This is a genomic window from Alicyclobacillus mali NBRC 102425, assembly GCF_001570745.1.
GTDB classification, from domain to species: domain Bacteria; phylum Bacillota; class Bacilli; order Alicyclobacillales; family Alicyclobacillaceae; genus Alicyclobacillus; species Alicyclobacillus mali.
In genome coordinates, this window is sequence record NZ_BCSG01000004.1 from 94,922 (window position 1) to 117,505 (window position 22,584).

At 65.9% G+C, this 22,584-nt stretch carries 21 protein-coding genes; 11 read left to right on the forward strand and 10 right to left on the reverse strand.

The annotated features are described in order from the left end of the window. Nucleotides 1-87: 87 nt before the first annotated feature. From AMA01_RS03110 to AMA01_RS03120, 3 genes are all read right to left on the reverse strand, one after another. Nucleotides 88-453 (reverse strand): hypothetical protein, encoded by a 366-nt coding sequence (locus AMA01_RS03110; protein ID WP_067847125.1) that lies wholly within the window; start codon nucleotides 451-453, stop codon nucleotides 88-90. 89 nt (nucleotides 454-542) lie between these two features. Further along, on the reverse strand, nucleotides 543-1,406 hold the full coding sequence (gene purU, locus AMA01_RS03115) for a formyltetrahydrofolate deformylase (protein ID WP_067847127.1): 864 nt from the start codon (nucleotides 1,404-1,406) through the stop codon (nucleotides 543-545). Continuing rightward, the gene (locus AMA01_RS03120) at nucleotides 1,403-1,834 is read right to left on the reverse strand and encodes a PaaI family thioesterase (RefSeq protein ID WP_067847130.1); all 432 of its coding nucleotides are present in this window, start codon (nucleotides 1,832-1,834) and stop codon (nucleotides 1,403-1,405) included. Before AMA01_RS03120 ends, purU begins: the two co-directional genes overlap by 4 nt. Before the next feature lie 141 nt (nucleotides 1,835-1,975). On the opposite strand from AMA01_RS03120, the gene AMA01_RS03125 reads away from it, so the two are divergent. The 4 genes from AMA01_RS03125 (at nucleotide 1,976) to AMA01_RS03140 (ending at nucleotide 7,353) form a co-directional block, all read left to right on the forward strand. Beyond that, entirely contained in the window at nucleotides 1,976-3,307 is a 1,332-nt protein-coding gene (locus AMA01_RS03125; protein WP_067847132.1) for a methyl-accepting chemotaxis protein, read from the forward strand. 60 nt (nucleotides 3,308-3,367) lie between these two features. Further along, a complete protein-coding gene (locus tag AMA01_RS03130) occupies nucleotides 3,368-4,168 on the forward strand; it encodes an HAD family hydrolase (protein WP_067847134.1) in 801 nt (266 codons plus the stop codon). Between the two features lie 13 nt (nucleotides 4,169-4,181). After that, nucleotides 4,182-5,072 carry an aldo/keto reductase gene (locus tag AMA01_RS03135; RefSeq protein WP_067847135.1) on the forward strand — a complete coding sequence of 297 codons (891 nt, stop codon included), beginning with the start codon at nucleotides 4,182-4,184 and terminating at the stop codon, nucleotides 5,070-5,072. An 85-nt stretch (nucleotides 5,073-5,157) separates the two neighbouring features. After that, nucleotides 5,158-7,353: a sialidase family protein gene (locus tag AMA01_RS03140; protein WP_067847138.1), complete on the forward strand. Its 2,196-nt coding sequence runs from the start codon at nucleotides 5,158-5,160 to the stop codon at nucleotides 7,351-7,353. A 146-nt stretch (nucleotides 7,354-7,499) separates the two neighbouring features. Here AMA01_RS03140 and AMA01_RS03145 read toward each other — a convergent pair whose 3' ends face one another. Continuing rightward, nucleotides 7,500-8,759: a beta-ketoacyl-[acyl-carrier-protein] synthase family protein gene (locus AMA01_RS03145; RefSeq protein ID WP_067847140.1), complete on the reverse strand. Its 1,260-nt coding sequence runs from the start codon at nucleotides 8,757-8,759 to the stop codon at nucleotides 7,500-7,502. Nucleotides 8,760-8,949: 190 nt separating this feature from the next. Between AMA01_RS03145 and fabL the strand changes: the two genes are divergently transcribed. The 4 genes from fabL to AMA01_RS03165 are packed head-to-tail and all read left to right on the forward strand — an operon-like array spanning nucleotide 8,950 to nucleotide 11,351. Beyond that, nucleotides 8,950-9,726 carry an enoyl-[acyl-carrier-protein] reductase FabL gene (fabL, locus tag AMA01_RS03150; RefSeq protein WP_067847142.1) on the forward strand — a complete coding sequence of 259 codons (777 nt, stop codon included), beginning with the start codon at nucleotides 8,950-8,952 and terminating at the stop codon, nucleotides 9,724-9,726. Between the two features lie 15 nt (nucleotides 9,727-9,741). Beyond that, the gene (locus AMA01_RS03155) at nucleotides 9,742-10,149 is read left to right on the forward strand and encodes an acyl-CoA thioesterase (RefSeq protein WP_067847144.1); all 408 of its coding nucleotides are present in this window, start codon (nucleotides 9,742-9,744) and stop codon (nucleotides 10,147-10,149) included. After that, complete coding sequence (locus AMA01_RS03160) at nucleotides 10,146-10,913, forward strand: SDR family NAD(P)-dependent oxidoreductase (RefSeq protein WP_067847147.1); 768 nt, start codon at nucleotides 10,146-10,148, stop codon at nucleotides 10,911-10,913. Before AMA01_RS03155 ends, AMA01_RS03160 begins: the two co-directional genes overlap by 4 nt. Before the next feature lie 9 nt (nucleotides 10,914-10,922). Then, the gene (locus tag AMA01_RS03165) at nucleotides 10,923-11,351 is read left to right on the forward strand and encodes an SRPBCC family protein (RefSeq protein WP_067847150.1); all 429 of its coding nucleotides are present in this window, start codon (nucleotides 10,923-10,925) and stop codon (nucleotides 11,349-11,351) included. A 19-nt stretch (nucleotides 11,352-11,370) separates the two neighbouring features. On the opposite strand, the gene AMA01_RS03170 is transcribed toward AMA01_RS03165, so the two are convergent. From AMA01_RS03170 to AMA01_RS03180, 3 genes are all read right to left on the reverse strand, one after another. Beyond that, on the reverse strand, nucleotides 11,371-12,165 hold the full coding sequence (locus AMA01_RS03170; protein WP_067847154.1) for a hypothetical protein: 795 nt from the start codon (nucleotides 12,163-12,165) through the stop codon (nucleotides 11,371-11,373). Nucleotides 12,166-12,567: 402 nt separating this feature from the next. After that, nucleotides 12,568-14,043 carry a potassium/proton antiporter gene (locus AMA01_RS03175; protein WP_067847156.1) on the reverse strand — a complete coding sequence of 492 codons (1,476 nt, stop codon included), beginning with the start codon at nucleotides 14,041-14,043 and terminating at the stop codon, nucleotides 12,568-12,570. 258 nt (nucleotides 14,044-14,301) lie between these two features. Continuing rightward, nucleotides 14,302-14,616, reverse strand: coding sequence for a hypothetical protein (locus AMA01_RS03180; protein WP_067847158.1), 315 nt, complete (start codon nucleotides 14,614-14,616; stop codon nucleotides 14,302-14,304). A 170-nt stretch (nucleotides 14,617-14,786) separates the two neighbouring features. Between AMA01_RS03180 and AMA01_RS03185 the strand changes: the two genes are divergently transcribed. Next, the gene (locus AMA01_RS03185; protein ID WP_067847160.1) at nucleotides 14,787-15,125 is read left to right on the forward strand and encodes a L,D-transpeptidase; all 339 of its coding nucleotides are present in this window, start codon (nucleotides 14,787-14,789) and stop codon (nucleotides 15,123-15,125) included. A gap of 392 nt (nucleotides 15,126-15,517) precedes the next feature. Continuing rightward, entirely contained in the window at nucleotides 15,518-16,594 is a 1,077-nt protein-coding gene (locus AMA01_RS03190) for a hypothetical protein (protein ID WP_231862802.1), read from the forward strand. Between the two features lie 11 nt (nucleotides 16,595-16,605). Here AMA01_RS03190 and aroF read toward each other — a convergent pair whose 3' ends face one another. From aroF to AMA01_RS03205, 3 genes are read right to left on the reverse strand one after another with little or no spacing between them, the layout of a single operon-like run. Continuing rightward, nucleotides 16,606-17,637, reverse strand: coding sequence for a 3-deoxy-7-phosphoheptulonate synthase (aroF, locus tag AMA01_RS03195; RefSeq protein ID WP_067847162.1), 1,032 nt, complete (start codon nucleotides 17,635-17,637; stop codon nucleotides 16,606-16,608). After that, the gene (locus tag AMA01_RS03200; protein ID WP_082743913.1) at nucleotides 17,634-18,794 is read right to left on the reverse strand and encodes an acyl-CoA dehydrogenase family protein; all 1,161 of its coding nucleotides are present in this window, start codon (nucleotides 18,792-18,794) and stop codon (nucleotides 17,634-17,636) included. The genes aroF and AMA01_RS03200 overlap by 4 nt, the downstream gene beginning before the upstream one ends. Before the next feature lie 15 nt (nucleotides 18,795-18,809). Beyond that, complete coding sequence (locus AMA01_RS03205; RefSeq protein WP_067847166.1) at nucleotides 18,810-20,414, reverse strand: AMP-binding protein; 1,605 nt, start codon at nucleotides 20,412-20,414, stop codon at nucleotides 18,810-18,812. Nucleotides 20,415-20,574: 160 nt separating this feature from the next. Between AMA01_RS03205 and AMA01_RS03210 the strand changes: the two genes are divergently transcribed. After that, on the forward strand, nucleotides 20,575-22,584 hold the full coding sequence (locus AMA01_RS03210) for an FAD-dependent oxidoreductase (protein ID WP_067847168.1): 2,010 nt from the start codon (nucleotides 20,575-20,577) through the stop codon (nucleotides 22,582-22,584).

A 22,584-nucleotide genomic window follows, 5' to 3' on the forward strand; every position in this document is an offset into this window, starting at 1 on the left:
CCAGCATGCGAGACAGCCAGTGAGCATGAAAAAGGGGCTAGCCCCTGCCCCCTTCGAACGGATGGGCTTGGGGACAGCCCCATCGGCTTACCACCAGTAGCCAGGGTAACCGTAACCGTACCCATATCCATAACCGTAGCCGTAGTACGGGTACGGGCGGGCCATCGTCGCGCCGAGCGCCGTGCCGAGCGTGAGGCCAGTCAGGGCGCCGAAGGCAAAGTAGCCGACCGGCGCGTACACCGTCTCCACGTCACCGCTCGTCGCCTCGTTGAGCGTCGAAAACCGCTCTTCGCCCTGACCCGCCGCGTGGGCAATGGGGCGGACGTTGAGAAGATAGATGCCGTGATCGCGGACGCTGTGCAGGATGCCGTGATATCGGCGGCCGTTCACGTGGTGTACGATGACGGGTCGCCCGACGTATTGCTTCGCAATGGGATATAACGGATGTGGCATGGCGAAACAGCCTCCTTTCGCTTCAGCGTATGCCACGCTGGCGGACGCCGAAGCGACAGCCGCCCATGCCACATCCTCGCGGCATGTTTTCACGCGAACACGATGGTCTTGTTGCCGTGCACGATGACCTTATCCTCCAGGTGCCATTTCACGGCGCGGCTCAGCACAGCCCGCTCCACCTGACGTCCCGCGATGCGCAGGTCGAGCGCCGTGAAGCGGTGGTCGACCCGCATCACGTCCTGCTCGATGATGGGCCCTTCGTCGAGTTCCTCGGTCACGTAGTGGGCCGTCGCGCCGATGAGCTTCACCCCGCGCTGATACGCCCGCTGATACGGATTCCGCCCGATGAATGCCGGCAAAAACGAGTGATGGATGTTGATGATGCGCTGCGGATAATGCTCGAGAAACGACGGGCTCAGAATTTGCATGTACCGCGCGAGGACGATGACGTCGATCTGGCCATCCAGGAGTGCGAGCGCTTGGGCCTCGGCCTCCGCCTTGGCCTCCGGCGTGACCGGGATGTGGTAGTATGGAATGCCGAGGCTTTCCACGAGGGGCCTCGCGTCCTCGTGATTGGAGATGACCATCTTGAGATCCGCGTCGAGCAGGCCGTCCTGCCATTCCCACAAAAGCTCCTGCAGGCAATGCAGCTCGCGCGAGACGAAGATGGCCATGCGCTTTTTCTTCCGCGCGGGGTGATACCGCCAGCGCATCTGGTATTCCTCGGCCAACTTTGCGAAGTCGCGGCAGAGCGCCTCCTCGCGGTTGGGCAGGTCTTCGAGTTCGAATTCCACGCGCATGAAGAAGTCGCCGCCCCAGGGGGCCGTGGAGTGCTGCGCCGATTCGGCGATGTTCGCGCCGCACGAGGCGAGAAATTGGCCGATGGCGCCGACGATGCCGATTTGATCCGGACACGAAATGAGCAGGCGACCGCGATTCTCCCGGGATGTCATCCTTTTGCCTCCAACCCCTCCATGCCAAGCTGTTTTTGTTTCTCCGCGCTGAGGACCATCATCTTGGCCGTCGACGACGCCTTCAGCTCGCCGTCTTCGCTCTCCACGGCCGCTTCCACCACCAGAAGGCGCGACGAAACCTTCGTGGGCCTGGCCCACACGCGGAGCCGCTCGCCGACGTGGACAGGCTTCTTGAACGAGATGTTCAGCTCGGCCGTCACGGTCACGAGCCCCAGGAAAAACGGCACATAGGCCGAAGCCTCGTCGAGCAGCGTGCACGTGATCCCGCCGTGCTGCACGTTTGGCCAGCCGATATGATGTTCCTGTGTCTGGAAGTGGCAGACCACGCCGTCGCCGTCCCGCTCAAAGTGCATGTGGAGGCCGTGCGGGTTGTCCTTTCCGCACGCGAAACAGTAGTCGAATCCCATGGCGCACCTCCCGTATCTGTCCCTGTCAGACCACTTGTTCTATTATGACAGCCGCGCCGGTGCATGGGCAACCGCAGGCAGGAGATGGCGCGCCTGGCGTCGTAGTTTGAGAGGGGATGCTCAATAGGGAGTGAAGGCCCTTTGGAGACTACATCGGAAGCGTTGCACACAGGATCTCAGGGAGGTTCCCAGGCAGAGAAGGCCGTGCGCGTCAGCCTGCGCGTGAAGATGATCGTCGTCGTGATCGTCAGCCTCGCGGTGAGCGTCCCCATTGCGGACGCCATCAACGCCGCGATTCGCCGCGCGGTGCCGGACAGTCATTACGGGATCTACGTCAACAGCGCGGTCAGCGTGATTGTGTCGGCTGCGCTTTTGCTCGTGGCCATCCAGATCCTCGTCATCCGGCCGCTCGGCCGGCTGGTGCGCGCGGTGCAGGACGTGGCGGCGGGCAATCTCGCGGCGCGCGTCGCCGTCGAGACCCAGGATGAGATGGGACTTCTCGCACGCGAGCTGAACGCCGCCACCGCCGCCATGCAGGAGGTCATCCGCGAGCTCGCGCGCACCTCTGGCGATCTCGCCGCGGCAAGCCAGGAACTCGCGGCGAGCGCGGAGGAGACGGGCAAGGCGGCGGAGCAGATTGCGTTCACCATCCAGGACGTGTCCTCCGGCGTGCGGCGGCAGGACGAGCGCATCGTCCGTTCGACCGACGTGTTTCAGCTTCTCTCTCGCGGCATGAACGACATGTCGGCCCGGTTTCAAGGCGCCAGCGAGGCGACGTCCCAAGCCAGGGAGGCGGCCAGGGAAGGGGGCGCGCACGTGGCCCAGGCGTCCGCGCAGATGGCCTCCGTCGAAGGGGCTTTTGAACACCTGGCGCAGGCGGTGCGGGGGTTTGCGTCGAGATCGCAGGAGGTGGGCGCGATTGTGGAGGTCATGACCCGCATCGCCAAGCAGACGCACCTTTTGGCGCTGAACGCGGCCATCGAGGCGGCTCGCGCGGGCGAGGCGGGGCGCGGCTTTTCGGTGGTGGCGTCGGAAATCCGCAAATTGGCGGAGCAGTCGGCCGACTCATCGAAGCAGATTGCGTCGCTGGTGGATGCGATTCGGGCCGACATGGAGAACGCGGCGGCCCGCATGGCCTCGTCGCGCGAGCAGGTCGAGGCGGGGCGGGCCTCGTTCGAAGCGGTGGACGCGTCGTTCGCGCGCATCCGCCAGGCGGTGGAGCGCGTGGACGGTGAGCTGCAGGGCGTGCTGACCTTCGTCAACCGGCTCGGCCGGGCGTCCGCGCAGTTGCGCGAGGGCGTGGACGAGATCGCGCAGGTGTCTGCACAGACGAGCGCGGGCATGGAAACGGTGGCGGCGACGACGGAGGAGCAGCTCGCCTCCATGCAGGAGATGACGGCGTCGGCCGCCGCGCTCGCGCAAATGGCGGAGTCGCTGCAGCGCATGGTGGCCAATTTTCGACTCGAGGCGTGATCAGAAGAGAAATTGTGAAACATGATGCCAGAGACATTCGATTCTGCGGGAGTGAGATGAGTGCATCAGGACCCTTACGTCCGCATCGGGCGTGCCAAGGTTTTCATCTTCGATCTCGACGGCACCGTCTACGCGGAGACAGAGCACTTTGAGGCGTACGCCCGCGAATTGGCGTCGTTTTTGCCGGAAGCGCAGCGCGAGGCGTTCCTCGAGGACGCTCACCGCGCGCTTCTGCGCGACGGCCAGGCGTTTTACGGACACGCGTTTTCGCGCGAGACGGGCGAGCGCGTGGAGGTGGCCGAGGAGGACAGGCCGGATCGGGCGTATCTGCACGTGGACGACCCGTGGGGTCTGCTGCAGGTGGTGGCGATTCGGCATGGGATTGGCCCGCGCGAGCGGGACGAGGCGTTTTTGCGCACGCGCGACTTCATGGCGGGCCCGTTTCCCATGCAGCCGCTCGGCGGGCTGCGGGAGGCGATGGAGGAGATCCGGGCGCGCGGCGGCCACGTGGTGCTCGCCACCAACAGCCCCGAGCCGGACAGCCGCGCGATTCTGCGCAAGCTGAATTTGGAGGACGTGATCGAAGACTTCGTGTTTCGGGCGGTAAAACCGTACCGGACGGAGGAGCACTTCCGCAAGTGGCTCGCGAAGTACGGCGTGGCGCCCGAGCGGGCGGTGTCCATAGGAGATCACTACCGGAACGAGATGCGGCCGGCCATCCGCCTGGGGATGCTGACCATCTACATTGATCGGTATATCGGCCGGGAGCGGCCGGACGTGACCCTTCGGCTGACGCATCCGGGGGAATTGGGAGACGTGCTCATGACCTGCCTCAGGCGAGCCGAGGAAGCCGAGGCGTGAGGAGGAGAGGACGATGGAATACCGCGAGTTTGGACGCACGGGTATGCGCGTGAGCGCGCTGGGGTTTGGCGGATCGGAGATTCGCGGATCGGACGTGGCGACGGTGGAGCGCCTGCTCGCGAGCGCGCTCGACGCGGGGCTGAACGTGATTGACACGGGCGAGTGTTACGGGGACAGCGAGGAACTCATCGGCCGGGCGGTGGGGAACCGCCGCGGGGAGTACTTTCTGTTCACGAAGTGCGGCCATCAATCGGGCCTCGAGACCCCGGACTGGGCGCCGGAGACCATCCGCGCGAGCATCGACCGGAGCCTGAAGCGATTGCGCACGGACTACGTGGATCTGATGCAGCTCCACAGCTGCTCCATCGAGGTGCTGAAGGAGGGCAGCGTCATCGAGGAGCTGCAAAAGGCGAAGGAGGCGGGCAAGATCCGCTTCCTCGGCTACAGCGGCGACAACGAGGCGGCGAAGTACGCCGTGGAACTCGGCGTGTTCGATAGCCTGCAGACCTCGGTCAACGTGGCGGATCAGAGCGCCATCGATGGGGCGATTCCTCTGGCTGCCGCGCGCGGCATGGGGATCATCGCCAAGCGGCCGGTGGCGAACGTGGCGTGGCGGTATCACGAGAAGCCCGACGTGGATTATTACGTCGAGTATTGGCGCAGGCTCAGGGAACTGAAGTTCCCCTTCACCGAGCGGCCGCTCAGCGAGGCGGTTGGGGTGGCGCTCCGCTTCACGCTCTCCATCCCGGGGGTGACGACGGCCATCGTGGGGACGCAGAATCCGGGAAGGTGGCAGGAGAACGCGCGCTACGTCGACGAGGGGGCGCTGACGAAGGAGGAGTTTGACGCCATCCGCGAGGCGTGGCGGCGCGTCGCGCGGCCTGACTGGGTGGGACAGACCTGACGCCTTCCGTCGGTGTCACAGGATGGCGGCGCATTCCGTCTAATCCATGTGGTCTGTGCGCGAAGCGCAGAAGGAGGCGGATGGAATGCGCCGTTGGATGTGGTTGGGTGCCGTGTGTGGCGTGTGTGGCGTGCTCGCCGTGGGCTGTGGCGCGCAAGGCGTCTCGGGCGAGAAGGCGCCGGGCTCTTTACCAGGCTCTTCAGCGGCCGGGGCGAACGCGAACGGGACGCCTGCCAAGGGAGCCGAAGTCACGGCAGATGCGAACCGTTCGAGTACCGGGGGCGCGCTCGCGAGCCGCGGAGCGTTTGAGATCCTGGGCCATCCAGGTTGGGGACCGGCTCGCGTCACGCAGGTCATCCCGCCGAGCTTCGCCGGCGCCACTGCGTTTGCGGCGCTCGTTGGACAGTCTTCGAGCGCCATCATCAAAAGTGTGGCCGGCAAGCCTTGGCATGTGGTGAGCGAGATCCCGGGTCAGGTTGCGGCCATCTCGTTTTCGAGCCCATCGGACGGGGCCGTCATCACCGTCGCGCGCGGAACGGCGAGCCCCACCACCGCAGAGGGGCCGGCCACGTACCGCATCTGGCTGACGCGCGACGCGGGTGCGTCGTGGCATTCCGTTTGGCAGACCACGGTGTCCACAGGCCATGAGATGTCCGCGGAGACGCCGGTCCTCGCGCTGTTTGGGGCGACCGGCTACGCTGCGGTGAGCGGCGAACTGCTGCGATCGGCGGACGGCGGAGCCACCTGGGCTCGGGTGCCGCTCCAGGACGCGGTGCTCGATGCCGCCTTCCCGTCGCCGACGCGGATCTGGCTGAGCGAGGTATCGCCGCAGGTGTTTCGCGCGGGCAATCACCCCGCGCCTGTCGTGATCGCCGAGAGCGAGGACGGGGGGCGCACGTTTCACACCGTGTTGACAGGGCCGAGCGTCGTGCCGTGGGAGGCGGATCTCGCCATGACCGCAAGCGGCGTCGGCGTGTGGGTGGTCAAGGATCTCGGCAGTTGGGAGACGCGGGTTCTTTGGACCACAAACGGGTGGGCATCGTGGCGCGAGGCCATGCCGCAAGCGTATCAGGGGCGCGTCGCGCAGTCGGTGCCGGTCCTCGACGGAAGCGTCGCGTACATCGGCCTGTGCCCGGGCGCGGCGCCGTTTCCCGGCGGCGTGACGTCGTTTGACCTCCGGACCGGGCACGCGTCGACCCTCGCAACGGTCCCGTACTGGAACAGCGTCGCGCTGGCCCTAAGCCCGTCCGGCACCTGGTACGCCGCGCCGTCCTCGTCCGAGCCGACAGGACTCTACGCGAGTGGACCGGAGCTCGACATGTGGCACAGGGTCGCGCCGGCGGCGCCGCCCGACGTGCAGGTCGTCGCGGATCCCGCGCTGGGTTCTGCTGGACGGCCGGCGCTCGTGGGCATCGATAGCGATCTGTTTCAGGGCACGGTGGAGGAGAGCGAGGACGGCGGCGCCTCGTGGCGCATCCTGACCCGCATGCCTCATCAGACGCCCATCGCGGTCGCGGCGGGCCCCGGCAAGCTCCTCGCCGTGGCCACGGTAGGAACTTCGGGTGGCGCTTCGGGTGACAACGACAACGGCCCGCTGCGCCTGTGGGTGAGCCGGGACGGCGGCCAACAGTGGACGGAACTCGGCGCAGCGGACCTGCCCAGCAGCGTGGTGCAGAGCCTGACGCCCTTCGGTCCGTCGGACGCGGCTTTGTCCGTGACGGCGGATGGCTACCTCCTCGCCATAGCGGCCATGCCGAAGAACCTGGTGCTGGAATCGCGGGACGGCGTGCACTGGTCGACCGTCCGCTCCGTCCCCAATGACGATCTCGCCTTGGCGCCCGCCTTCGACGGAGGAACCGTCTGGTGGCTCGACAACAAGCTGATCCGCCCGGGCAGCAAGTCGAACGGCAAGGACACCGGGCCGGTGCTTCAGCCCGTGCTCACGGCGTCTCCGGTCACCGGGAACGCAGAGCGCACGGTCTCGCTTCCCGAGGGGTACGACGCGCTCGCGATGGCGTGGGCGGGATCGCGCGGGATGGTGGTGTGCGCCTCGTCCGCAACCATGGACCCGTCCCAGGGGCTCACCCTATTCGTGACCACGGATGACGGCGCCACGTGGCGTGCGCGTCATCTCGCGCCCGGGCCTCAATCGAAGTTGCCCGACGAGGTCATGAGCCTGACGCTCGCGGGAGGCGACTTCGGCGCGCTCCTGACGGATGCCGGCCTGCTCGTGACGCGGGACGGCGGCTGGACGTGGGCGTACGCGCCCGACGAAGGCTGAGCGCGCATCGCCTGCCGATGGCCAGCGGCCGGATGGACGAGCGCATCGACGGCAGTGCGTCGCGGCGGTGCGGCTCGAGACGCGCGAAAAAAAGCCGGACGGAGTTCTTCCGCCCGGCTTTTCGATTGCTGCTCGGATGACGCGGCTCAGAGTTCGGCCTTTTTCCAGATGAGCACGCCGTTTTGGCCGCCGAAGCCAAACGAGGAGCTGAGCGCCGTGCGGATGTCCGCCCTGCGGCTCCGATTCGGCACCACGTCGCGCGGCGCAATCTCCTCCTTGTCGTCGCAGTTCAGGGTGGGCGGCAGCCATCCCGTCTCGAGCGCCTTGACGCAGGCGATGGACTCAATCGCCCCGGCGGTGCCGAGCATGTGGCCCACCGCGCCCTTGATGGAGCTCACCGGGATCTCGTCGATGTGCGGTCCAAACATGTCGCGAAGCGCCGTCGACTCCGCCACGTCCCCCGCCGGCGTCGCCGTCGCGTGCGCGTTCACGTAGTCGATATCCTCCGGGGCGAGATTCGCGTTTTTCAGCGCCCGCGCCATGGCCAGTTTCGCGCCGTGGCCGGACGGATCCGGCGAGGTCTCGTGGTACGCGTCGTTCGACGTGCCGTACCCCACGAGTTCGCCGTAGATGGTGGCGCCGCGCTCGAGCGCCCGCTCCAGCGTCTCCAGCACCAGCACCGCCGCGCCTTCGCCCATCACCATGCCGGTCCGGCGCTTGTCAAACGGCCGCGACCACGCGCCGCAGTCCTCCGGCCCTTCCGTCGCCAGCGCCCCCGCCGCGCGCAGGCCCGCCAGGATGGCCGGGCTGAACAGGCACTCCGCGCCGCCCACCAGCGCCATGTCGATCTCGCCGAGCCTCAGCCAGTAGCTCGCCTCGCCGATGGCGTTGGCCGACGAGGCGCACGCGGTCGAGTACGTCATCACCGGCCCGCGAATGCCGTAGCGCATGGCGATCCCGGCCGCAGCCGCGTTGGGGATGGACTTCGGCACAAGCCTCGGGCCCACGCGCGTCGAGCGCCCCGACGCGAGCCGGTTGGATCCTTCCTCCAGCGTCTGCACGCCCCCGAACGCGCACCCAATGGAAATCCCGATGCGGTCCCGCTCATACGGACCAAACGCGCCGCCGTCGCCAAACCCCGCGTCCCGAATGGCCTCCGCCGCCGCGACCAATCCCATCTGCGTGAATCGGTCGCTGTTTTGCACCTGCTTCTTATCCAGATACGCCGCCGGATCAAAGTCGCGGGCCGCCGCGACCACCGGCGCCCACGTGCGCAACAGCTCGTCCTCCGTCTCGCGCACGGCCGACCTGCCGGCGACGATGTTCTCCCAAAACGTCGAAACCCCGACCCCGAATGGCGTCACGGCGCCCATTCCGGTGACGACGATGCGCGTCTTGTCCGCCATGAAGGTTCTCCTCTCGCTGTCAGACTCTACGTGAATCTGAACCGCCCGCACAAATTTATGACTTGGTGCTAGTTCCATCTCTATCATACCACGTCCACCGGCGCCAGGCGACGAATTTGGCTGGGACAAGGCGCCCTGCGTTTGGTATCATGGAGCGAGGATTGGCTTCCCGTGGAATGGAGGATGTAGCTTGGCTGAGACAGGGCGGGCGCCTCGGCGCTTTGAAGATAAGGTGGTGCTCGTCACCGGCAGCTCGCGCGGCATCGGCCGCCGGCTCGCCATTCGCTTCGCCGAAGAAGGCGCTCACGTGGTGGTGAATTACTTCCGGAATGGCGATCTCGCCCGCGAGGTCGTGGCCGAGATCGAGCAGATGGGCAGGCGGGCCATCGCCGTGCGCGCCAACATGGCGCAGGAGGAGAAGATTGTCGCGCTGTTTGACGAGGTGCGCGAAGTGTTCGGCCGCCTGGACGTCTTCATCCACAACGCCGCCTCGGGCCGCAACCGCGCGGCGCTTGAGGTGGACACGAAGGGCTTTGACTGGACCGTCGACGTGAACGCCCGGGCGTTTCTCATCGGCGCGCAGCAGGCCGCGAAGCTCATGCCGGAGGGCGGCGCCATGCTCGCCATCTCGTCGTTCGGGGCGGATCGCGTGTTTCCGTACTATTTGTCGGTCGGCACGAGCAAGGCCGCGCTCGAATCGATGGTGCGCTACTTTGCCGTGGAGCTCGGGCCGCGCAGGATCAACGTGAACTGCATCTCGGCCGGCGCGGTCCTCACGGACGCGCTGGATCACTTCCCGGACATGGATCAGACGCTGAAGAAGCTCGAGGAAAAGATGCCGTATCACCGGATGGTGACGCCGGACGACGTGGCGAATCTCGCGCTCTTTTTGTGTTCGCCCGAGGCGGAGATGATCCGGGGTCAGACGGTGCGCGTGGACGGCGGCGTGACGCTCGTCCTGCCGTGACGCGAGGTGAACGACATGGAAGGGTTTCGCTATCACTACGATCTCGAGGTGCGATGGTCCGAGGTGGACGCTCAGCGCATCGTGTTCAACGCCAATTATCTGATGTACCTCGATCTCGCCTATCAGGAGTTTTTCCGGAGCGAATTGAGGCTCTATGACGACGTGCCGACCACCGTCATCGCCACGTCCACGCAGACCTTTCTCAAACCGGCGCGCTGGCGGGACAAGCTGTCCATCTGGGTGCGGCCGAAACGCATTGGAAACACGAGCGTGACGCTGGAATTTCTGATGACGCGCGAGGGCGAGTCCATCTTCCGCGCGGAGACGGTGTACGTGCACGTGGACGAGAACGGGCGGCCGGAGCCCATCCCCGCGTTTTGGCGGGAGCGGCTCAGGGCCTATCAGGAGGAGGCGCTGGCATGAGGGACATGGAGGGCCGCGTGGCCATCGTGACGGGCGGCGCGGGCGGCATCGGCAGCGCGACGGCGCGCCGTTTGGCCGAGCGCGGCGTGCGCGTGGTGGTGGCGGATCGCGACGAGGCGGGCGCGCGGCGCGTTGCCGATGAGATCCGGGCGGGGGGCGGCGAGGCGGAAGGGATGTTCGTTGACGTCACGGACGAGGCGAGCGTGAACGCGCTTGTCGATGCGGCGGTGGCGCGATTCTCCCGCCTCGACATCATGTTCAACAACGCCGGCGTGTTTGGCGACGGCGCGCGAAATTTCCTGGACGATCCGCCGGAGGAATACTTTCGCGTCGTATCCATCAACCAGCATGGCGTCTTTTACGGCATGCGTGCGGCGGCGCGATACATGCGCCAGGCAGGCACGGGCGGTGTCATCATCAACACGGCGTCGATTTACGCGTTCATCGCGGACAGGAACCAGCTCCCGTACCACGCGAGCAAGGCGGCGGTCGTGGCCATGACGAAGGCCGCGGCGCTCGATCTCGCCCGCCACAACATCCGCGTCGTCGCGGTGGCGCCGGGCATGGTGAACACGGGCCTCGTCGACAACTGGCGGCAGGACGAGCGCGTGTGGAACACGATTCAGCGGGCGCACATGCGCCGGCGCATGGCGGAGCCGGACGAGATCGCCCGCGTGGTCGCCTTTTTGGCGTCGGACGACGCGCGGTTTATCAACGGCCATGCCATCTGCGTGGACGACGGCGCGCTGTCGTTCAAGAGGTGATGCGAGAACATGGCCAAACTCCCAGACATCGTATTGGACGTGGTGATCGAGGCGTCACCGGAGAAAATCTGGCCGTACGTCGCGACGGCGGACGGACTCGGCGCGTGGTTCATGGGGAGCACGCTCCGTCCCATCGAGGACGAACCGTTCTTCCTGCACGCGGGGCCGTACGGAGACTCGCCATGCCGAGTCATCGCTGTCGAACCGCCGACTCGCTTCGCGTTTGACTGGGACGCCCATTGGAGCGTGGAATTCATCCTGGAGCCACTGGATGGGCGCACCACGCGCGTGACGCTGCGGCACGCAGGGTGGGACGATGATCACGTGTCGCCCACAGGCCAGTCGCACGCCGTCATTCGCCAGATCATGGAGGGCGGCTGGAGGCGCAAGCTGACCGAAGACCTTCCGCGTGCGGTGCTCGGCCCATCGACCACGTGAGGACCGACGCACCTGCGTGTCAGTGGACCTCGCTCTGCATCTGTTCAAGTCTTTCGCGAGGCAGGCCCGTCGCTTTTTCCACAACGTCGACGGGCACGCCTTCGGCCAGCAGGCGGTGTGCAATGTCCTCAGCAGCCTGTTGTTTGCCGTCGTGGCGACCGTCTTCATACAGTTCTTCTGCCATGCGGAACACGTTCTTCAGCTCCTTCCGCAATTTCCTGCGGTCTTCGTCTGACAACGCCCTGTCACCGAACGCGAGGACGGCGCTCGCCACGAGTTCGCGCTCTTCGTCGTCCGGAACGCGCGGGAGTAGGTTGAGCACGCGGGCCATGGCTTGATGGCGGTCTTCGACGCGCATCGAGAGCGCGAGACCCAGCCGAAGGCGATCGGCGGGTTCCCATCGTCCCACGCGAAGGTGAGCTTCAACTTCGTCCAGTGCGCCATCGCCGTCGAGCGCGGAGAGGAACACGTTTTCCACGCGATAGATGGCGGTGCCGATGTCCAACTCCTGCGGCGCGCTGGCAACATGCGCGTGGTACAAGACGACCGTGCGAATTCTGGCCTTGACCTGATTGGCAAGGCGGGCATCGTATTCCAAAAAGCGGTGAAGCGTGCGCTCGCGGCGATCCTGGAATTCCATGTGAAACACGTCGCCGTTTGCCATCCTCCACGCCCGATCCATCCTCAGCGTGCTGGCGGGAAGTTCGGTCGTGAATGGCTCGAGCGTCTCTACGCCGCGCACGCCGAGGGCTTCAAGCGCACCGCCTGACAACGTGCGCGTAAGCGCCTTGAGTAAGCTGTCCTGTCCGGGCATCGAAGCGTATCCCACCACCCATGATAGGAGATCCTGGTCGAAACCACAATGCGAGCCGGATTCCTCCGTGTTGCGCGGCCCGTCACGCGCCGCGCCATCCGCATGGAGGATGCCCCCAGTGTACGCCCACCCAACCCGTCCGTCGATGAGGCCGAGGAGAATGCGAACCGATGCGGTGAAAGCCGGTCATGATGTCCGCACCTGGACGCGCGCTTCTGCGTCCTCTGTGTCCTCTGCATGCCGGAAGCGCCTGGAAGTCGCCTGCAGCCACCAGTTTCCGTCCCCGCGGGCCACCAAAACCTGCCTTCGCAAATGCCTCTCCTTCGCGTGACCGGGACAACGGGTGCCTGACGGACGCCGAGACATACGCGGTCTACCCCGCAGCACGTCTTTCCCGCGCGGCTACGGCAACATCTCCGCCGGCCCCATTCGCTCCGCGCCAAACAGCCTCCTAAGCCGCCCGATGTTTCGCCGGTCCGACAGAATCAGCAGGTGATCCCCTGCCTGAAGCTCGGTCGCGCCGCGGGGCACAATGACCTGGTCCCCTCGCACAATTGCGTAACACAGCGTGTTCTGCGGAAACTCGATCTCGACCATCTTTCGCCCGACGAGATCGGACGAAGCGTCCACCTCGATTGGCGTGATCACGGCGTTTTCGCGCGCGATGCGCACCAGTTCAAGCAGATCTCCGGACGGGGCGCGCTCCAGCAGATCGAGTTTTGCGGCGAGCGGGCGGACGGTGAGACCCTGAATCAGGGTGGACGCAATGACGACGAAAAACACGGCATCCAGCATCGGCGCGGGCGTGTAGGCCGGAGAGAGCATGGCCGTCATCACGAGTACGATGGGCACCGCGCCGCGCAGCCCGGCCCAGGAGACAAACACCTTCTCCGCCGCGGAGAAGCGCATGCCGATGGTCGAGATCCACACAGCGACGGGCCGCGCCAGAAAGAGGGCGCCTGCGGCGAGCAGCACGCCGGGCACGAGGATGGACCCAAGCCGCGCGGGGGAAATTTGCAGGCCCAGCACGACAAACATCACGATGTGCATGGTCCAGGACAGCCCCTCGTGAAACCGCAGGATGCTGTGGCGATGCTCGAGCCTGCGGTTGCCCATCACCACCGCGGCGGTGTAGACGGCGAGAAAGCCACTGCCGTGCAGCAGGACGGCGACGCTGTAGCTGAGCAGCGCAAACGCGAGGGAGAGCGTCGGGTACAGGCCGCCCGTGTCCAGCTTGATGCGCTGATTGGCCAGCGAGCCGAGGTATCCGATCACGGCCCCCGCAATGAGGCCCATTGCCATCTGCAGGGCGAAGGTCGAGATCGCATAACCGAGCGCACCCCACGGTCTGCCGATGCCGTGTTCCGACCACTGAATGAGCAGGATGGTCAGAAAGAACGCCATGGGATCGTTCGTGCCGGATTCGACCTCGAGCACGTCGACGAGACGCCGGCGCAGCGGCTGACGGCCGAGGATGGAGAAGACCGAGGCGGCATCCGTCGAACTCACCGCGACGCCGAGAAGCGCCGCCGCGTACCAAGGGAGGTGAAGCAGCGCGTGCGCCATGACGCTCAGGATGGCGCCGCTGATGACCACCCCCGCGGTGGCGAGCGACAGGGCCGGTTTCCACACGCTGCGGATGCGGTCGAGCGGGGTGTGCAGGCCGCCTTCGAACAGGATGAGAATGAGCGCGAGATAGCCGATGGATTGGGCGACGGAGATGGGGACGTGGGGACCAAGCCGAAGTCCGCCCGGGCCGAGCAACATGCCGATGGTCACGAAGCCAATGAGTACCGGAAAGCCCAACCGATTGCCGAGGTGCGCGGACCATACGCCCGCAAGCAAAATGAGTGAAAGAATGAGCAGGAAAGTCTCCATTTTCGCCTCCTTTGAACAAATCGAAGTTCAGGCGCGGCGCGAGAGACACTGTCCACGATGAAGTTGCGACGATCCCTGCGGAAGTGGTTCAAAATCAGGGTGCGAACGAGGTAGGAAGTTGCATCCAACAAGGGGAAGACAGGGATGGGATCCCGATTCCGATTATCCTTAGTTTAACACATATATTTGAGTGTGTAAAGAAAGTTGTGCTGCTTCCGGTTCGGGCAAGGCCGGGCGCCGGGGCGCCCGTTCCGTTCATCAGCTTCGGAATGTCTTGGCATACGATCCGGCTTGCAGCACGACGGTTTGGCCGGGCTTCAAGGTGACGGTCTGCTGGTAGAACAACCCGTTTGGCGCGGCGCCCACGAGGATGACGGGCTCGCGCAAGTTGCCGGAGAGCACCACTTTCACGTAGGCGTTTGGCCGGATGAGAATGTCCGCGCAGCTCGACGGGTTCGCCTTGAGGATGGGCGCGCTCGATGCACTCACCGGATTCTGAATCGAAACCTTACGGGTCGCTCCGAGGCCGACGAGGAAGTTCGTCGGCGGCGCCAGGTGCTTCTTCTGCGCCATGGTCTAACCTCCTTCCGTCGGAGGATGCCATAGCTCATGCGCGCAGAATCTCGCTTGACCTCGACAACCGCCGCGCGGGCGAATCCAAACCAAGCGAGAACACATAGCGCTCCTCCGCCATGCGCAGCAGCAACTGCTCGCACATAGGCTGAGGGCGGAGGCGATTAGCCGTGGCGAACTACGAAATTATCGTCGATCTTTCCGACAGGCGCCTATATCTCCTGGAAGCGGGGAAGGTGCTCCGCGCGTTTCCCGTCGGGATCGGCAGGATGGTGACCCGGACGCCCATCGGGCAGTACACCATCGTGAACAAGGAGCCGAATCCCGGCGGGCCCTTCGGCGCGTACTGGATGGGCCTGTCCAAGCCGCACTACGGCATTCACGGCACGAACGATCCGTCGAGCATCGGCAAGCTCGTCTCGCACGGGTGTATCCGCATGTACAACGAGGACGTCACCTGGCTGGCGCACACGGTGCCGTTAGGAACGCCGGTGACGATACGGCCGTAGTGGGACTTCAACGGTTACAAGAGATCGGATTGGCACGGATCCGCTGCCACTCGCAAAATACGCTTCCCCGATGTTGAGGACCAGAAGGATTGAGCGCGGCGCGAGGAGAAATGCCTTCTCACAACCGTCAAAGGCGAGGGGGAGCGCGGGGGATGCGAGCATCACGTCATGTTGAGCGAATCACGGCCGCTGTGTCGTTGGCCTTCCTTTTCACTGGGATGGCGGCGCCAAAGCTCGAAGCGCAGGTGATACATCGCTTGCCATCGGTCCAGATTGCACATGCGAGTTCCATGTCAGCCGAACGTACCATCTATCGATTGGCGTCACCGCCTACAGGAGGCGACGTGTCGCTTGTGGAGGCGGCGATAAACGTTGGAAGGACTTCTATCCCGATGGATCTCTGGGTTACGGGTTCTTCGGACTCTGGCGAGCTGTATGTCCCGCTCAATATTCTGCAAAACGCGTTGGATTCCATTGGCCTTCGCTCTTCTTGGAACGCAAGCCAATTCACATGGGCGATCCAGACACCCGCATCGCGCGCGGACACTTGGGGGTTCCCCATCGGAACCGGAATTGGGGCGGTGGAGGTGGACGGGAGCCTGGTCACCAGGCTCAACGTCGTACCCGGCGTGGATTTGACTTCGGGATGGAACGGCGTCGACACGGTCTTTTTGCCGCTGCCTCAAGTTTCGCAACTTCTCGAAGATGTCGGCGTTCAGAATGCGTGGGACGGCGCTTCGCGGGTGTGGACGTGGGTCCCTCCTCTCCAAACGAGTGAGCCGCTTGGCCCATCCCAGGGTGTCGAGGAAGTGCGGGCGGACATCGTGGCCAGCGGAGCGAACATCGTGCTTCGGAATCTGCAGGTGGACGGCGACGTGTTTGTCTCTCCGTCTCCTGACGGTTCTGTTTCGCTCGATCACGTCAGCATCGATGGCAAGTTGGTCATCCTGGCGAGCTCGGGCGCACCGATTCAGCTGTCGGACGTCGCGTCGCCTCGCATCGACGTCGATAGCGAGGGACCCGTGTCCATCCAACTCAACGGAGGAGCCGTCGGCGTGCTCGACGTGTTGCCTGGCGAGGGCGGCCTGCAAGTCACTGGTACGAAATCATCCGTCCTTGAGGTGGACGACTTTGCGACGTCACCGGTCGTGCTCGCGGGAAGCGCCTATGAGTCTGCGGAAATCCGAGCTGCCGATGGCGTCCTGAAGGCCGAAACTTCCCTTCCTCTTGTCAGGGTTCAAGCTTCGGGCGCCACGTTCACTGTGGGGCAAGGTCAGACAATCGGCCTGCTCCAGGTGTCGCCAGCGGTGAACGGTTTCTCTGTGGACAACTTCGGAACCATTCAGTTTCTCGTGAACAGTTCGCCACAACCGGTGTCAAGCCAGGGAACCGGCTCAGTCGTAGCCGCGATGGGGGCGATGACCTCATCGCAGGCAAGCGGGCCGGCATCGGGCGCCACGGGAGCGTGAAGGGGCTTCCCTCACACCCCCACCATCTCCCGCGCGCTCGCGCCCTCGTCCGATCCCGCCAGCGCCAGCGCCACGCGGTTCACCTCTTGCACCATGCGGCCGAACTCCTCATAGTCGATGGTCTGCGCCGCGTCAGACATCGCTTGGTCCGGCACTGGGTGAATCTCCACAATGACGCCGTCCGCTCCGGCCGCCACGCCGGCGCGGGCCATGGGGCGCACAAACGCGCGCTTGCCGACGCCGTGGGACGGATCGACGAGCACGGGCAGGTGAGAGAGCGACTTGACCACCGGGATGGCGTTCAAATCGAGCGTGTTGCGCGTGGCCGTCTCGTACGTGCGGATGCCGCGCTCGCACAAAATCACGTTCGGGTTGCCCTGCGCCAGGATGTACTCGGCCGCCATCAGCCACTCTTCAATCGTCGCCGAGAGGCCGCGCTTCAGGAGCACGGGCTTGCCGGATCGCCCGGCTTCGCGCAGCAGCGGGTAGTTCTGCATGTTGCGCGCGCCAATCTGCAGGATGTCCACGTATTCCGCGACGAGATCGACGAGACCGGGTTCCATGACCTCGGAGACGATGGGCAGGCCGGTCATCTCGCGCGCCGCGGCCATCATCTTCAGGCCCTCTTCGCCGTGGCCCTGGAACGAGTACGGGCTGGACCGCGGCTTGAAGGCGCCGCCGCGCAGCACGTGCCCGCCGAGGCGCTTCACGGCCTTCGCGACATCGACGATGTTCTCAAGCGACTCCACCGAGCACGGCCCGGCCATGATGGTCACGCCGCCCGCGCCGATGCGGTGGCCGCGGACCTCGACGACGGTGTCTTCCGGCTTGTACTCGCGGCTCGCAAGGGCATATGGCCGCGACACTTCGCGCACTTCGGTGACGCCAACCACCCGCGCCACGCGCTCGGCGAGACCCGGCTCCTTCGCCGCGAGCACGCTCACGCCTGCGCCTGCCGGGTAGAGGGCGCGTACCCATGCTCCCAGGCCCGCCTTCTCCAACACCTGCTTCAAATCCACCTTCCCGTGGCGAATCACCATCATCTCCGCTCGCTCCTTTCCGAGGCCCGCTTGGCCTTGTCGATCACGTCGCGCGCAATGACCATCTTCTGAATCTCCGACGTACCTTCCTCGAACCGCTGCATCCTGGCGTCCCGGTAAATCCGCTCAATTTCGCTCGACTTGAAGTAGCCCGGCCCGCCGTGGATCTGCAGCGCCTTGTCCGTCACGCGCTGCAGCATCTCCGTGGCGAACATCTTCGCCATCGCCGCCTCCACGGTGATGGGATGGCCTTCGTCGAACCGCCGCGCCGCGTGGAGGACGAGCTGGCGCGCCGCCTCGATGTCCGTCGCCATCTCCGCGAGCCACATCTGGATGATCTGGCGCTTGGCGAGCGGCTGATCGAAGGTGACGCGCCGCAGGGCGTGCTGGGCCGCGAGCTCAAGCGCTCGCTCCGCCGCGCCGACGCAGGTCATGCCAATGGCGGTGCGGGACGGATCGAGAAACCCGCGGAACGCCACCTCCAGGCCGTCGCCCTCCTCGCCGAGCCGGTTGGCGACGGGGACGCGGCAGTCGCGCAGGCGAAGGTGCCCGTGCGCCGTGCCCGCGATGCCCATGGCCGGCGCCATGAATTCAATCGTGAGGCCCGGCGCGTCGCGCGGGACGAGGAGCGCGAGTGTCCCTTCGCCGCCCGACGTCCCCTCGAGCCGGCAGAAGAGCAAAAAGTAGTCCGCCACGTCGCTGAAGATGATCATCCACTTCTCGCCGTTCAGGACGTACGCGTCGCCCTCGCGCCGGGCTGTCGTCTTGAGGTCCGCGCCGGAACCCGAATTCGGCTCCGTCAGCGTGAAGGTCACGCGGATGTCGCCCGCGACAAACGGCTTCACAAATCGCTCCACCTGATCCGGCGTCGCCTTCTGCGCGAGCGATCGCCACAGGCTGTTCGCCACATGCACGATGACCCGGATGGAACCGTGCGTGTGCGCGAAGCGGCGCAAGAGATCCAAATAATCCGTGAAGCTGAGCCCGTGCCCGCCGAGATGGGGCGGGGCGGCGAGCCGCAGGTAGCCGGCGTCGCGAAGCTCTCGCCACAAGGCTTCCGGCACCGTCCCCGTAGCTTCAATCTGCTCGGACCAAGCCCTGGCCGGGCCTGCCACGTAAGCGTCGACGTCCTTCCGCCACTCGTCCAGCGTCCGCATCATGGCCACCTTCCTCCGTCAGCCCGTCTTCTCGGCGCGCTCGCGCTCCAGCTTCCGCTGGATGTCCTGGCGCAGCACGTACTTCTGGATCTTGCCGCTCGCCGTCCGCGGCATCTCGTCGATGATCTCGAGCCGCTCCGGCCAGTAGATCTTCGCCATGCCGCGCTCACCGAGGAAATCCGTGATGTCGCACAGTTCCAGCCGCTTGGCGCCCGGTTTCAGCACCACGTAGGCGCAGGCGCGCTCGCCGAGCCGCTCGTCCGGCATGGCCACCACGGCCGCGTCGGCGATGTCCGGGTGCTGGTACAGGAGGTCTTCAATCTCCACCACCGGGATCTTCTCGCCACCGCGGTTCACCACGTCCTTCTTCCGCCCCGTGATGCGCAGATAACCGCCCTCGTCGATCACGGCGAGATCGCCCGTGTCGAAAAAGCCGTCCGGCGTCATGGCCGCCTCGTACCACTCGGGGTGATGGAGGTAGGTGACGAACATGGCGGGCGTCTTCACCTGGAAGTTGCCCTCGGTGCCGGGCGGGAGCTCGCGGCCCTCCTCGTCCACCACGCGGATCTGCATGCGGTCGAGCACGCGCCCGTCTGTGCCCCACAGCTTCTCCGGCGGATCCGACGGCCGCCCGACGGTGACGAGGCACGATTCGGTGGACCCCCATGCGCCGACGACGGCGCACTGAAGCTTCTCGCGCGCCTCCTGCGCGAGCTGGCGCGGGATGGCGGCGCCGGTGGCGATGAAGAGCCGAAGCCCCTTCGGCGGCCTGTCCGCGCGGGTGATGTCAGAGAGAAACGGCATGGCGGCCTGGACGAACGTCGCGCCGTGCTCCTCAATGGCCGCGCGCGCCTTGTCCACGTCCCAAATGGCGTGATAAATTCCCGGGGCCCCAATATAGAAGGAAACGAGCATTCCGTAGAGAAATCCTGTCTGGTGAGCGGTCGGGGAGGGCACCCAGATCCGGTCCTTCGACGTGAGCCCGAGCGTGCGCGTGTGGATGAGAAGCGCCTCGGAAAGCGTCCCGTGCGTGTGCAACACGCCCTTCGGCTCGCCGGTGGTGCCGGACGTGTACAGAAGCTGCGAGTGGCTGTCCGGCCCAGGCCTTCTCGCCGAAAGCGCCTCCTTCGCCGCCTCGGCGTCCGCTTCCTGCGCGAGGAGGCCGCCGAGATCGGACGAAAGCGGGGCGTACGGGGCCATCGGCAGGATGAGCGCGTGTTCGACGCGCGGCGCTTCCTTCAGGACGCTCTCGACAAACGGCCGATAGTCGAAGCGGCGGAACGCGTCCGGCGCGATGAAGACGCGGCTCTCGGACGAGTTCAGGATGAAGGCTACCTCGCGCTCGCGGAGCTGAGGCAGGATCGGGCACGGCGTGGCGCCCACCTTCCAGATGGCGAGCGTCAGCGCCACAAACGGCCAGCCGCTCGGGAGCTGATACGCCACGGCCTCGCCGGGCTTCACGTCGAGCTGAAGCAGGCGCGCTGCGATGCGCGCAGCAAGCCGGTCGAGCTCCGCGTAGGTGAGCATGACGGGCTCGTCGCCGTAGAGGTCGATCACGGCGATTTGTCCCGGGTTGTCGCGCAGGGTGGTTTCGAACTGATCCAAGAACAAAGGAGCGCTCACGGGCGCCGCCCCTTTCCGCACAAAATTCGTACCTGGTGATAAGCATTCTATCACCGCTCGGTCGACGGATTCAATACCAGGTGTTAATATCAGCTTATAAGACCAGGTGCGAAAACATGCGTGCCGCGCGGGACGTGCGCGGCCGGGACGAGGTGACATCATGCCAGAGAGATGGATGAAACGGCGCTATGAAGCGCTGGCCCAGCCGGGGAAGATTGGTTCACTGGAGCTTCCGCACCGCATTCTCATGGGCTCCATGCACATGGGCCTCGAGCACGACGACGACGAGATGATAGCGCGCCTGTGCGCCTTTTACCGCGAGCGCGCGCTGGGCGGCGCGGCACTCATCATCACGGGCGGCGCGTGCGTGCTGCCGGAGGGCGGCGGCCACATGTTGACGCTCACGAACCCGCGCCACGTGGAGCGGCTGGCGCAACTGCCGAAGGCCGTGCACGAGGTGGGCGGCCGCATCGCGCTTCAACTCTACCACGCGGGCAGGTATGCGTTTTCGGAGGAGATTGGCCAGCAGGCCGTGGCGCCAAGCCCGCTTCCGTCTCGGCTCACGCGCGAGACGCCTCGCGAGATGACGCTCGAGGACATCCGCCGCACCATCGAGGGCTACGCGAACGCGGCGCGCACCGCGAAGGAGATAGGCTTTGACGCCATCGAGATCATGGGGTCGGAAGGCTATCTCCTCAACCAGTTTTTGTCGCCCGTCACCAACCACCGCAATGACGAGTACGGCGGCGATTTCGAGCGGCGCATGCGGCTGCCGCTCGAGGTGGTGGAGGCGGTGCGCCGCGCCGTGGGGCCTGCGTACCCCATCATCTTCCGCATGTCCGGGCTCGACTGCATGCCCGGCAGCACCACGGCGGAGGAGACCATCCAATTCGCGCAGGCGCTCGAGAGGGCGGGGGTGGACGCGCTCAACGTCGGCATCGGCTGGCACGAGGCCGCCGTGCCCACGGTGCAGCAGGTGGTGCCGCGCGGCGGGTTTGCCGGCGTGGCTGGGTTCGTGCGCCAGCACGTCACCGTGCCCGTGCTCGCCGCCAATCGCCTGAACGTGCCGGAGGTGGCCAACGAGCTTGTGGCGGACGGCTTCCTCGACTTCATCGCCCCTGCGCGCCCGTGGCTCGCGGACGCCGAGTTCGCGAAGAAGATCCTCGAGGGCGATCGCGACGGCCTGAACGTGTGCATCGCCTGCAACCAGTCCTGCCTGGATCACACGCTCGTGAAGCCGTACCGCGTCGTGAGCTGCCTCGTCAACCCGCGCGCGGGCTACGAGGCGCTCCGTCCGCGCGTGAAGGGCCCCGCGCGGCGGCGCGTGGCGGTGGTCGGTGGCGGGCCGGCGGGGCTCGAGGCGGCGCGCGCGGCCGCGGAGCGCGGGCACGAGGTCACGCTGTTCGAGCGGGACAAGGAGCTCGGCGGGCAGTTCCGCCTCGCCTCGCGCATCCCGGGCAAGGACGAGTTTTTGGAGACGATTCGGTATTATGAGGTCATGCTTGAACGCCTGGGCGTGACTGTTACAATGCAGACAGAGCCGAGCCTGGACCAGCTCGCCGAGTTTGACGACGTGATCGTCGCGGTGGGCGTGAAGCCGAAGGCGCCGGGCATCCCGGGCGAGGATCTGCCGCACGTGGTGTCGTACCAGGATCTGCTCATGGGCCGCGTGCAGCCGGGCCGGAACATCGTCATCCTCGGCGCGGGCGGCATCGGCTGTGACGTCGCCGTGTTCCTCGGCACCAGGCGGCGCATGACACCCGAGGCGCTGGCGTTCTTCGAGGAGCAGGGGCTGCCGGTGCCAGAGCCCATTGAGCGCACCATCACCATGCTCGCGCGAAGCGACCGCATCGGCCGCGGCATCGGGCGCAGCACGCGCTGGGTGGTTCGCCAGGAGATGCAGCGGCTCGGCGTGAACGTCGTGCCGAACGTGGCGATGCTCGAAATCACGCGGGACGGCGTGCGAATTGCGCGCGAGGGCCGCGAGGAATTGGTCCCGGCGGATCAGGTGGTGCTCTGCACCGGACAATTGCCGCACGAGGCGGATTGGGTGGAGAAGCTCCCGCCGCGCGTGCGCGTGCACGTCGTCGGCGGCGCGAAGGACAGCCGCGACATCAACGCGGCGCGAGCCATCCGCGAGGCCTGGACGGCCGCGTACGAGATTGGATGA